Source organism: Arcicella sp. GW821-FHT09D11, from assembly GCF_059416265.1.
Genome location: NZ_JBWKOV010000002.1, coordinates 580,129 through 593,137, shown reverse-complemented (window position 1 = coordinate 593,137; position 13,009 = coordinate 580,129). Strand labels below are relative to the sequence as shown.

Annotated in this window: 10 protein-coding genes; 4 read left to right on the top strand and 6 right to left on the bottom strand. The window is 35.3% G+C overall.

What is annotated here, in order from left to right:
* Positions 1 to 33: 33 nt before the first annotated feature.
* The 5 genes from gyrB to AC07N0_RS07600 all read right to left on the bottom strand — a co-directional run bounded on the left by gyrB (position 34) and on the right by AC07N0_RS07600 (position 7,753).
* Entirely contained in the window at positions 34 to 2,001 is a 1,968-nt protein-coding gene (gyrB, locus tag AC07N0_RS07620; RefSeq protein ID WP_494588711.1) for a DNA topoisomerase (ATP-hydrolyzing) subunit B, read from the bottom strand.
* Between the two features lie 347 nt (positions 2,002 to 2,348).
* Positions 2,349 to 3,869 carry a bifunctional phosphoribosylaminoimidazolecarboxamide formyltransferase/IMP cyclohydrolase gene (gene purH / locus AC07N0_RS07615; protein WP_494588710.1) on the bottom strand — a complete coding sequence of 507 codons (1,521 nt, stop codon included), beginning with the start codon at positions 3,867 to 3,869 and terminating at the stop codon, positions 2,349 to 2,351.
* 468 nt (positions 3,870 to 4,337) lie between these two features.
* Complete coding sequence (locus tag AC07N0_RS07610; protein ID WP_494588709.1) at positions 4,338 to 6,134, bottom strand: D-alanine--D-alanine ligase; 1,797 nt, start codon at positions 6,132 to 6,134, stop codon at positions 4,338 to 4,340.
* 188 nt (positions 6,135 to 6,322) lie between these two features.
* Positions 6,323 to 6,574 carry a NifU family protein gene (locus AC07N0_RS07605; RefSeq protein ID WP_492801939.1) on the bottom strand — a complete coding sequence of 84 codons (252 nt, stop codon included), beginning with the start codon at positions 6,572 to 6,574 and terminating at the stop codon, positions 6,323 to 6,325.
* Between the two features lie 75 nt (positions 6,575 to 6,649).
* Positions 6,650 to 7,753: an Mrp/NBP35 family ATP-binding protein gene (locus AC07N0_RS07600; protein WP_494588708.1), complete on the bottom strand. Its 1,104-nt coding sequence runs from the start codon at positions 7,751 to 7,753 to the stop codon at positions 6,650 to 6,652.
* 397 nt (positions 7,754 to 8,150) lie between these two features.
* Here AC07N0_RS07600 and AC07N0_RS07595 point away from each other — a divergent pair, with 397 nt between their 5' ends.
* From AC07N0_RS07595 to AC07N0_RS07580, 4 genes are all read left to right on the top strand, one after another.
* Complete coding sequence (locus tag AC07N0_RS07595) at positions 8,151 to 9,176, top strand: sensor histidine kinase (RefSeq protein WP_494588707.1); 1,026 nt, start codon at positions 8,151 to 8,153, stop codon at positions 9,174 to 9,176.
* 137 nt (positions 9,177 to 9,313) lie between these two features.
* A complete protein-coding gene (locus AC07N0_RS07590) occupies positions 9,314 to 10,210 on the top strand; it encodes a sensor histidine kinase (protein WP_494588706.1) in 897 nt (298 codons plus the stop codon).
* Positions 10,211 to 10,742: 532 nt separating this feature from the next.
* Positions 10,743 to 11,486 carry a LytR/AlgR family response regulator transcription factor gene (locus AC07N0_RS07585; RefSeq protein ID WP_492801933.1) on the top strand — a complete coding sequence of 248 codons (744 nt, stop codon included), beginning with the start codon at positions 10,743 to 10,745 and terminating at the stop codon, positions 11,484 to 11,486.
* A 90-nt stretch (positions 11,487 to 11,576) separates the two neighbouring features.
* Entirely contained in the window at positions 11,577 to 12,203 is a 627-nt protein-coding gene (locus AC07N0_RS07580) for a uridine kinase family protein (protein ID WP_492801932.1), read from the top strand.
* 227 nt (positions 12,204 to 12,430) lie between these two features.
* On the opposite strand, the gene AC07N0_RS07575 is transcribed toward AC07N0_RS07580, so the two are convergent.
* The gene (locus AC07N0_RS07575; protein ID WP_494588705.1) at positions 12,431 to 12,928 is read right to left on the bottom strand and encodes a gamma carbonic anhydrase family protein; all 498 of its coding nucleotides are present in this window, start codon (positions 12,926 to 12,928) and stop codon (positions 12,431 to 12,433) included.
* Positions 12,929 to 13,009 lie beyond the last annotated feature (81 nt).

The window sequence follows — 13,009 nt, the reverse complement described above, 5'->3', positions numbered from 1 at the left end:
AATCTCGGTTTTATATTTTCTAACAAAGAATAACTATACGTCAATCTTAGCATATTTAGCATTTTTCTCAATAAACTCACGACGTGGTGGTACTTCGTCACCCATCAACATTGAGAATAAATGATCAGCTTCAACAGCAGACTCAATCGTTACTTGTTTCAAAGTACGTGTATCTGGATTCATTGTAGTTTCCCACAATTGTTCCGCATTCATCTCTCCAAGACCTTTGTAACGTTGTACTCCTACTGAATCTTCTTTCCCATTACCTGCAATGCGTTTGATAGCCTGCTCCCGTTGTGTTTCTGTCCAGCAATATTCCATTTGCTGTCCTTTCTTCACTTGGTACAATGGTGGTTGTGCGATATAGATATAACCTTTATCAAGTAAATCTTTCATGTAACGGAAAAAGAAAGTCAAAATCAAGGTTCTGATGTGAGAACCATCGACATCGGCATCCGTCATGATGATTACTTTATGGTAACGTAACTTTTCAGTATTCAAGGCTCTTTCGTCGCCATCTCTACCAAAACTTACACCCAAAGCCGTAATCATATTCTTGATTTCTTCACTTTCGTAAATTTTATATTCTTGGGCTTTTTCAACGTTTAATATTTTACCTCTTAGTGGTAAAATTGCTTGAAATGCACGGTTACGACCTTGTTTGGCAGTACCCCCTGCTGAGTCCCCTTCTACTAAATATAATTCACAGATATGTGGGTCATTATCAGAACAGTCAGCTAGTTTACCAGGCAAAGAGTTTCCACCTAATACTGTTTTACGCTGAACCATCTCACGAGCCTTACGAGCTGCATGACGAGCCTGCGCTGCCAATACTACTTTTGCCACAATCTGACGAGCTTCTTTTGGATGTTCTTCTAACCAAGATTCTAGCATATCAGACATAGCTGCCGAAACTGCTCCTGATACTTCACCATTCCCTAATTTGGTTTTGGTTTGTCCTTCAAATTGAGGTTCGGCTACTTTTACAGAGATAACAGCAGTTAACCCCTCACGGAAGTCATCACCAACAATATCAATTTTTAGTTTATCTAAAGCACCCGATTTGTCAGCATAGTTTTTCAAAGTACGTGTTAAAGCACCACGGAAACCCGCTACGTGTGTACCACCTTCAATGGTATTGATGTTGTTTACATACGACACCACGTTTTCAGTATATGAAGTATTGTACATCATCGCTACCTGTACAGGAACGCCATTTTTGTCACCCTCCATATAGATAGGCGCTTCAATGATTTTATCACGGCTTGCATCCAAATACAATACAAATTCACTTAAACCTCCTTCTGAGAAGAATAAATCGCCTTTAGGAGTACCATTTTCATCTAAATCACGAAGATCGGTTAAACTAATTTGAATACCTGCGTTCAAGAACGACAATTCACGCAAACGACCAGCTACTGTTTCGTATTTATATTCAGTTACCGTGAATATAGTAGCATCAGGCTTGAATGTAACGGTTGTACCTGTACGGTCTGTTTCACCTATTTCTTTTACAGGGTATTGTGGAACACCAATTTTATATTCTTGTTGGAAGATTTTTCCATCGCGATTTACGGTTACTTTTAAGTCAGTTGAAAGAGCATTCACACAAGAAACCCCCACACCGTGTAAACCACCTGATACTTTATAAGTATCTTTATCAAATTTACCTCCTGCGTGAAGAACCGTCATTACAACCTCTAAAGCAGACTTTTTCTCTTTAGTGTGCATTCCTGTAGGAATACCACGACCGTTATCTTCAACGGTGATTGAATTATCAGTATTGATAGTTACTTTAATCGAATCGCAATGACCTGCTAAGGCTTCATCTATTGAGTTATCAACAACTTCCCAAATTAAGTGGTGGAGACCTTTAAATCCAGTGTCCCCAATGTACATGGATGGACGTTTTCTTACTGCCTCAAGGCCTTCAAGTACCTGAATGTTATCGGCATCATAATTAGCTCTACTATTTTCTTCTAGTTCCTGATATTCTGACATATTTTATTTGATTTTGGAAGGTTAATTTTGGATGTCTTCAATATTTTATATACTAAACGACAAAACCCTCACTTCCATTTTCATTTATATTTTTTGAAGATTTTTGTAACGTGTTGTTTAATCCGCCCAATTTGCTTTATTTCCAATTAAAAAGTAAAAATACAAAAAACCTATCAAATCATCTAACGTTTGTTGATTTTTGCGTAGAATTTGGGCTAAAAAACAGGCTTTTTTACAGAATTGATGAAATGAAATTTTAGTATAGATTTTATAAACTAAAATAATGTAAAAAACCTCGCTCAAAACATGAACGAGGTCTTATAAAAATTATATTAAAAGGCTGATTCTTAGTGCTTGAAGTGCCTAACACCTGTCATCACCATTGCCAAGTCGTTAGCGTCGCAATAAGCTACTGAATCTTTGTCTTTAATCGACCCTCCTGGCTGAACAACCGCAGTAATACCAGCTTTATGAGCAATCTCCACACAGTCTGGGAATGGGAAGAAAGCATCAGAAGCCATTACAGAACCTTGCAAATCAAAACCAAACTCAGCAGCTTTATCAATGGCTTGTTTTAAAGCATCTACTCTTGAAGTTTGTCCAACCCCAGAAGCCAATAACTGACCTTCTTTTGCTAAAATAATAGTGTTAGATTTAGTATGCTTACAGATTTTCAACGCAAATTCCAACGCACGTAATTCTGAATCAGTAGGTGCTTTGGTCGTTACGGTTTTAAAATCAGCAACGGTTTCGGTAGCTAAATCTTTATCTTGTTCCAATACACCATTCAATAATGTTTTGAACATCATTGTTGAATTTTGTACAGGTTTGCGTTTTAATAAAATACGGTTTTTCTTAGACTTCAATATTACCAAAGCTTCTTCAGTAAAATCTGGAGCAATCAAAATCTCGAAAAATAATGAATTCATTTCTTCAGCTGATGCTTTATCTACTGTTCCATTAGTAGCCAATACTCCACCAAATGCAGAAATAGTATCACAAGAAAAAGCATTCAAATATGCTTGATGAACCGTTTCAGCAGACGCTACGCCACAAGCATTGGTATGTTTGATGATAACGAAAGATGTTTCTTTGAACTCATCTAACAAAGTAATGCAAGCATCTACGTCGACAAGGTTATTATACGATAATTCTTTACCGTGCAATTTATCAAACAACGCTGCCAAGTCACCATAGAAAGTAGCCGATTGGTGTGGGTTTTCACCATAACGAAGCGAACTTTGTGGTAAAGATTTGAAATCGTAAATATCATTAGTATTACCATTAAAATAAGCATGAATGGCAGTATCGTAATGAGAAGACGTCCCGAAAGCCAACATCGCAAAACGTTTACGATCTAATAAATCTGTGCTACAATTTTTAGCTTCTAAAATAGAAAGTACTTCTGCGTATTGAGTACGAGACGAAACAATCAACACATCATTGAAGTTTTTAGCAGCACCACGGATTAGTGAAATACCACCGATATCAATCTTTTCGATGATATCATCTTCAGATGCGCCACTTGCAACTGTTTCTTCAAAAGGATATAAATCAACAATCACTAAATCGATTGAAGGAATTTCGTATTGTGCCGCTGTAGCTACGTCACCTTCATGGTCACGACGATAAAGAATACCACCGAAAACTTTTGGGTGAAGGGTTTTTACTCTTCCTCCAAAAATAGAAGGATAACTTGTCAGGTCTTCTACTGCTGTCACAGGAATACCTAATTCTTCAATAAAAGTTTGCGTACCACCTGTCGAGTATAATTTTACTCCATTTTGATGAAGTAATTCGACAATCGGAGCGAGTCCGTCTTTGTAATAAACCGAAATAAGAGCTGATTGTATTTTTTTGGAAGACATGATTTTGGGATTCTGAGCAACAGGAACTTACCCATTAACTCAAAGATTGTTCAAACGAAGGTACAAAATTAATATATTTTGTATTTTTCATAGTATTTTCCTTCAATTTTATCAGAATACAATGATTATTTTTAGATTATTTTCTTGCTAAACATGAATCACTCAGAATTTTTCTTTAGAATAATGAGTTTTAGTGTTTTATATGTATATCGCCTTGTCCTTACTTTTCTTTCCTTGATGAAAGAAAAGTAACCGCGCGGCGGACCGCAAAAGAAAATCAAGAAATTCTAAACTCGCTCCGCTCAAACAGTAGGAATTCGTTGCCCATCAATCATAAAAAGCAGGCTAAATTATTTTTTAGACCGCTTTTTATGGTTGATCGAGGTGGATTATAGTTCCGTTAGGAACACTATATCGGTAGAAATTCCTCATTTTAAGGAAATTCGGGATGACTCATGTTAAATATTTTTACAAATACACAGGTAAATCAATGGCAATATCTGTTGTACAAATAGATGTTAAATCAACTAGCTCATGCAATTTCTCTCTACTAATTGCTTCTACTGTTCCTACTAATTTTCCTGTATAATGCAATGTGATTTTTTCGGCACTTTTTCTAGTGTCTACAATCAATGGGTGAATTGAGCCATCTAACGCTTTATTAATATCTTCAGCAAACTCTTTAAACATCAAATTGGTTGGTAACAAATATAGTTCTTCGTTAAGGTGGTTTTCACCTGTTACAAAAACTGGCACTGGATAATATTCCGTTGAAGCCGACAATGTAGCATATACTTTTCTGGCTTTTACAAAACTTTCTTCTTGCTCTTCTGCCGAGAACCCTCCGAAAATAATCGCTACTTTCTGTCTATCTTCCATCTCTTCAAGACGCTTAGCAATAGCAGTATCGAGTTTAGTTAATAACTGCTGAAATTTAAAGGTATTTTTCCCTGTACGCATTCTTTCGCGAATTGACTGGCGAATGAAATATGTAATAGAATCGGTTACGTTCAAACCAATTTCGGCCATTTGCTTAAAGATAATAGACGTTGGCGACATCCCTGGAATGGTGTTTGGGTCGTGCAAAAGCACTTTACCTTCTGGCGTAACAAAACCATCTATACGCGTGCAAACGCCAAACTTTAGTGAATCAAATGCTTTTTTTACATCCGCTTGTACTTGTTGATTATTTTCTAAAGATGTTCTAATCGGGATTTTCTTGCGAGTAGCCGACGATTGATATTTGGCTTTAAAGTCAAATACCTCCACATTAGCTACAATTTCAGTCGGTGGTAAAGCCACAGACTCACAGTCTGGATTTTGAATAACGCCACAACTAAACTCTTGCCCTTTTACAAAACCTTCAATCAAAACGGCATCTTCCGAATTCATCGAAATTAAGGCTACATTTTCCTGTGAGTTTTCAAAATGTGCAGTAATTTTTGCTAATAGTTCAACTGGATGATACACCACTTCCCCATTCATCGAAACGGGCAAACCGATACCTTCATCTAAATTCGCCATCGTCTGTACGAAGGCTGTATGCTCAGTACAATTCCATTCCTCTAAAGAAACTTCTCTGATAAACAAGCATTGTTTAACGGCTTTTACAAAGTCATCCACTGAATCTTTTTTCACAAAAGCTACTCCGATTGATGAACCCTGATGTGGGGCTTTAACTACAAACGGTAAACCTACTGATGCCTTTACTTCTTCAAACAGTGCTGTAGCATCTTTGCTTTCAAAATATTCACGGCTAATACTTGTCGTTTTTTTATCTAATCCGACAGACAAACGAATTAAATCGTTCTGTGCAATTTTATCAATTCCTATCGACGAGCCCATCAAACTTGGCCCTGAATAAGGAACACCATACCATTCTAATAATCCTTGGATACTTCCGTCTTCGCAAGCTGGACCGTGCATCGCGATAAAAACAAAATCAAATTTCTTTGAAAACTGCTCTGGGCTAATTCGCTCACCAACTTTCGAAATTATTTCATTCAATGCTTCATCCGATAATTGCCCTAAAGATTCAACATAAATACTGTAATCTCCTTGATATGACTTTGGTGGATAGAAATCCCGAATCGAAGCAGAATAGACTAAATCAGGATTTAGTAAAATAAAATTTCCTAACCCATCCACAAATACAGGAATTGGTTCAAACAACGTTTTATCAATATTTTCCATTGCGGTTTTACCTCCAGCAAAACTGATTTCACGCTCACGGGCAGGACCGCCAAAGAAGATGCCTATTTTCATAAAAGGGAATTAATTTTTGATGTTGATATGGATGAAAACGATATAGTAGTTAGTCAAGCGGTTTCTTGTAAAAAACTAAAAGCTGATAACTGTATTCCGCTACCTTCTACTACAAGCAAAGGTAAGAAAAAACCCTTGTAGCATTACATGCTACAAGGGTTTTTGATTTATTGAGAATTCATATTGAATTACATATTTACGGCTTCTACCTTGATAATTTCGGGTATTTCACGCAAAATTGTTTCTTCAATACCTCCGCGAAATGTCATGGCAGACATCGAACATGAACTACATGCACCTATTAATTCAAGACGAAGCGTATTGCCATTAACTATTTCAAGGACACGTACATTTCCTCCATCTGCTTCGAGATACGGACGGATTTTATCTAAGGCTTTTTCTATTTTTTCCTGTAAAGGATGTTCGAATGTTGTTTCCATAAAATATATCACACAAATTAAGAATACTTCATTTGCGTTTTAATGGTAATAATTATCTCAAATATACAAGAAAAACTACACTTTTACTTGTACTGGAGTAGTCTTTTCTTTTGTCGCATTTCTGATAGCCACTTGCTGAGCCAACAATTCTGCCGATTGCTTAAAAGCAGTGGCAATAATGCTGTCACTCATGACAGCTGGTCTACCTTCATCGCCTGCTTCTCTGATACTTTGTACCAAAGGAATTTCGCCTAATAATGCTGTTTCGTATTTAATCGCTAGGTTCTTGCCGCCATCTTTTCCGAAAATATAATATTTATTATCTGGCAATTCTTCAGGCGTAAAGTAGGCCATATTTTCTATAACGCCCAACACGGGTACATTAATTTGTGGCTGACGGAAAAACATCAATCCTTTCGTAGCATCAGCCAATGCTACCTTCTGTGGTGTTGTTACAATTACCGCACCTGTTACTGGTACAAGTTGCACCAATGAAAGGTGAATATCAGAAGTTCCCGGAGGAAGGTCAATCAATAAATAATCTAATTCGCCCCAATGGGTATCACTAAAAAACTGACGCAACGCTTGCGTAGCCATTGGTCCACGCCAAGGCACTGGATTATCTTGTGGAGCCAGAAAGCCCATCGAAATCATTTTGATGCCATATTGCATAATTGGCTGAATCATGTTTTTACCATTAATCTGACTCACCAAAGGTTGCATGTCCTCTGCACCAAACATAACAGGAATAGAAGGACCCGAAATATCAGCATCAATAATTCCAACTTTAGCGCCTGAAAGTTTAAGCGCCATCGCCAAGTTGGCTGTTACTGTAGATTTTCCTACTCCCCCTTTTCCAGAAGCAATCGCAATGATATTTTTGACATTTGGTAATAGTGCTGTTCCCATTCTTGAAGAGGTAACATCGGCCGTCATGTCAATTACTACATTGAGATTTTCATCCACATGCTCATGGATAGCTTCAACGCATTCTCTACGAATTCTTTCCTTTAATGGGCAAGCAGGAGTTGTTAATACTACTGTAAAACGAACCTCACCAATACCTAATTCAATGTCTTTAATCATATTGAGCGTAACCAAATCTTTCTTTAAATCTGGTTCTTGTACCGTTGATAACGCCCTAATGATGTCCTCTTTTTTTATTTTTAAATCGCCCATTCTTATGTGTTAAAGGTTACGCTTTTTCAAAAAATCAATCCATTTAACTTTTGAAAATCCTTTATTAAATCATATAAACACTTCTAATAAAACTGAACGACAAAGATAACTCAGAAGTTCGGAATTGAGAGATGTGAAATTAAAAAAGGTGAATTCATTATAAAATAGTTGCCTGCAAATCCCTCCACATTCTGTAATTATGCTACTTTCTCTGACAGATTATTCTTTCATCAAAACTATCCTCTTAATGAATGTTCTATCTTAAAAAGATTTTTTGAAATAACATTTTCAAACTGACATAAAGCTGATTCAGCATTACAATATACCATTTCATGCAAAAACAACCCAATCAAAGCCTATTCCTAGGTAAATTTGAAATGAAAAGGAGCGTAATTGAATGAGAAAAACAAGTAGCCATATTATTTTTTGGATAGCTTATGCTTTCTACTTTTTTTTATCTGGATTCATTACCGTACCTCAAAAATTTGCTCAGTCCCACGACATGATGCAAAATGTTGTTATCTCAGTCTCAGAAATAATTATTTGCTTTTACTTACTGATTCACCGTATTCTTCCCCATACATTACCAACCAAAAAATATAGGACACTGTTTTTTTTATTAATTACGTTAGCCACATTATCTTCATTGGGGAATGCTTTTTTTGTTTATCTTTATAATCCCTTCATCACTAATAACACATTTAGTTTTTATAAATCCTGTACGGTTGGGTTAAATAACTTTTACTTATCAATACATTTTGCCTTAGCTTATTGGTTTGCTACTAATTTCGTTCAGAATGTAAGAGAACAAAGCAAAGCTGAATTACAAAAAAGTATCCTTGAAAAATCAATTTTAGAAGCCGAGCTTTCATCGCTAAAGAATCAAATCAATCCTCATTTTTTTTATAATTCTTTGAATTTTCTGTACGCTCAGGCGCTACCAGTATCAAGAAGACTCTCGGATTCGGTCATGTTGTTATCTGAAATGATGCGATATACCATCAAAGAAAACGACGATGAAGGCAAAGTGCCGCTAGAACAAGAAATAAAATATATACAAAACTATTTTGCCATTCAGCAAATGCAGTTTGGTGAAAAGCTTCAGATTCAGGTAGACATTATTGGAAATATCAATTACAGGCGTATTCATCCTTTAACGCTAAGTCCATTCATAGAAAATGCCCTAAAAAATGGAGAGTTAAATAGTACTGAACGTCCGATAAAAGTATTAATTGAGACACAGGAAAATGATTTATTTTTAACCATTATCTATTTAAGAAGAAAAGAAGTAAATGAAAGTGAAGTATATGATGATTTGATAGAAATACGAAGGAGGCTTTACATTATATATTTTAATAATCACGTCGTCAAATTTGAACATTCAGAACATATTCATAAAATCTTCCTGAAATTAAGTTTATGAATTCTATTAAAATAAAGTACCACTACTACTATTGGATATTAGATTTTTTGTTTCATAGCATTATACATTATTCAAATTTCGACACACAAATCAACCTTGTTAGTTTCGGAATTATCCTTTATAATATTCTACTTAAAATGGCAACTTTTTACCTGTCATTAAAAGTAATTTTCCCTTTTTTACTAGACAAGAAAAAGCCTATATTGCTAAGTATCATCATTTTTTTATCCATTTTTTTAATTGCGAACCTAGGTGTATGGATTGATAAAACATTAATGCCTATCACTGAAGCCAACATTCATGTAACTCCATTTTGGAGTATCAATGTGATGGTGAGGTCATGGTATTTAATGATTATGATTCCTACAGCATTTGTATATTGGTATGCTGAAAAAACAATCATTCAAGAAAAAAAACAGCAAGAAATAGCCAAACAAACAAGTGAGCTAGAGAAAATTATCGTGAGGTCAGAACTTTCGAGCATCAAGAATCAAATAAATCCAGAATTTCTATTCAATACCTTAAACTTTTTCTATTTCCAAGCCAAGACCCATTCTAGTAATCTTTCGAGGGCAATAACCTTGCTTTCTGAGATGATGAGCTATACCCTCCATGATAATTATCAAGTAGAAAAAGTGCCTTTAGCATCTGAACTAAAGCATATTCAGAATTATATCGAGATTCAGCAGCTACGTTATGATAATCGTTTACAAATAATTTTGACCGTTCTTGGTGACCTCTCGGATAAACAAATCATGCCTTTGATTTTAATTACTTTCGTTGAAAATGCTTTCAAGCATGGAGAGTTGAATAATAACCTGAAACCTCTAAAAATTACAGTAAACGTTGACAAAGATGCATTGCAGTTTATGACTCATAATTATAAACGCCAAGGGCCTATAGAAATTCAATCAGGAAAAATAGGGCTTGAAAACACTAAAAAAAGACTTCAATTAGGCTACGCTGGATGCCATCAATTAGACATCATCGATGACCCTCATTTTTACCAAGTAAATCTTTTTATTAAGCTGTAACCGAAGGCTATCGGCACCTTATAAAACACAAAAGGCACATCATAAAGACGAGCCTTTCATTTCATTGATTAGATGAAAACTAGGTGAATATAATAGGCAGACCATCTACTAGAATGACGTTTATGCATAGAACTTATAAGTTCAAATTTTATTCTTATCAATTGATTGCAAAAATTATTTACACCAACTCCTCTTAAAAAATGACGAACTACTTCTTTTCAAGGGTAAACTCAATTATCAGTATTTTGCAGTTTTTTATCCTCATTATCAAGCACTACAATCTAGATTACAATCTGTAATTTTGTATTGAAAAACGCATAAAGTGGCTTAAATAGCCTTTAAAAGCTAATCTGACACTTTGTAAGAAAAACTCAATAATTGATAGTAAAAATAATTTATTTACCATGCTTTCACATCGCTTTATACGGTTGTAAAAACTTAAAATAATTATCCAAAATTGAATTAACATCCAACGGAATTCATCTTAACTAACCTAACAGATGAATTTTTACACCCTTGAATGAGCACCATTATGAGTATAAATTGTTTAATAATTGATGATGAGCAAGCTGCAATTGATATTCTAACAAGTTATATCAAAAACATTCCTTACTTAAATCTTGTAGCAACTAGTATTGATCCACTAGAAGCACTTGATATTGTCAATACTCAAAAAATAGATTTAGTTTTTATTGATATTCAAATGCCTGAGCTTTCAGGAATTAGTTTTATAAAACTTGTAAAAGGCAAATGCAAGTTTATTCTTACTACTGCTTACAGACAATACGCCATCGAAGGTTTTGATAATAATGCTATTGATTATCTGATAAAACCCATTGCTTTTGAACGTTTTTTACAGGCTTTACAAAAAGTTCAGATTCCACAGTTATCGGTCAGTCAGCCTCAGGAAAGTACCAATAATCCACTCAATCCAGACAATTTTATTTTTGTAAAAACTGACAATCGAATCCAAAGAATAAATCTTTCTGAAATACTTTTTATTGAAGGCTTGGGAAATTATGTGACGATTCATACTGAAAAAGGGAAATTTATCACTCTTTTGAATGTTAAAGACCTTGAAGAATCTTTACCTTCAGAAAGCTTCGCACGTGTGCATCGTTCTTATATTATTTCCTTGAGTAAAATAGAATTTATAGAAGGAAATCAGATTTATTTAGACAAAGACCTTAATATTCCGTTGGGTGATACTTACAAAAATCAGGTATGGGCCATCCTCGATGGTAAAATTATTACAGGAAAAAGACCTCCTTTTTAAGATTGAAAAAGAAAAGAGTCAGAATTAAAATACAAGTTGTAACAATCTTTCCGACCTTTGCTAAAATTTTTCAACGACTTTAATCATTTTATGAGACCAGACCAACGACCATTTATCGTAGGCATCACCGGAGGCAGTGCTTCGGGTAAAACATTATTTCTCAATCAATTACTTCATTCTTTTTCAAAAGATGAAATTTGTTTGATTTCACAAGATAATTATTACAAAAACAGACACGAGCAAGTTATCGATAAACATGGCTACATCAATTTTGATGAACCCGAATCGTTAGAGTTACATCAGTATGCGCTTGATGTTGAAACGATTCGTTCTGGTCAATCTTTCCAACGGAAAGAATACACCTTTAATAATCCAGATATCGTTCCACAAATAATTACTTTTCAACCAAAGCCAATTATTGTGGTGGAAGGCTTGTTTGTTTTTTACTTCAAGGAAATTGCGGATTTACTAGATTTAAAAATCTTTGTGGATGCCAAAAGCAAAATCAGACTGGATAGAAGAATCAGGCGTGATGCCGCCGAAAGAGGATACGGCGAAAAAGAAGATGTAATGTATCGTTGGGATAATCACGTTGAGCCAGCTTTCAAAAAATATGTAAAGCCTTATCGCAAAACTTCTGATATAGTTATTCCCAATAATACTCACTTCGAAAAAGGGCTTGAAATTTTGGTGGGGTATTTAAGAAGTAAAATATAGATTCTTTTAAAGAGGTAAATGGCTAGTGTTTTTATATCATTAGCCATTTTTTATAACTGACTAATCACCGACTGGTCTTAGGCTCTCCTAAGACCTAAAATGCAGAAGAGCGTCTCGCTCGAAATTAGGTATACAATTTTAAGGATTCCATGACATATTTTATCATTCCCAAATCTTAGAACGAGCGTGACGCTCTTTGCCATTTTGAGTCGTAGGAAAACCTACGACTAGTCGATTACCATCAAAGGAAACTCACCAGCCTGATGCCTCTTTGCCATTTCTACATAATGTAAAGCACTTAAAGGTAGTTTTTGTGCTTGCTCAGGAGAGATTTGTTTAACCACTTTTGCTGGAATACCCACTACTAAAGAATAATCTGGAATTTCCATTCCCTCTGGCACCAATGCATTTGCTCCAATGATACAATATTTACCAATCTTAGCCTTATTTAATACAGTAGCCCGCATTCCAATCAGCGAAAAATCACCAATTGTTGCCCCATGAACGATAGCTGCGTGTCCTATTGTCACATCATTTCCAATAATCGTTGGGTCGCCTAAGTCAGCGTGCAACACTGCGGTATCTTGAATATTTGAGCGGTCTCCGATATGAATGGCCTCTACATCTGCCCTAATTACAGCACCATACCACACAGAAACATCCTTCCCAAAAGTAACCTGCCCCATTACAGAAGTATTGGCAGCAAAAAATGGTTTATTTTCCATAAAAAATCGATTAAAGTCGCTAAAACAAAGTTAAGCAAATCGTAAGCAATGAGTATAAGCAGAAACAAAATCTATTTAATA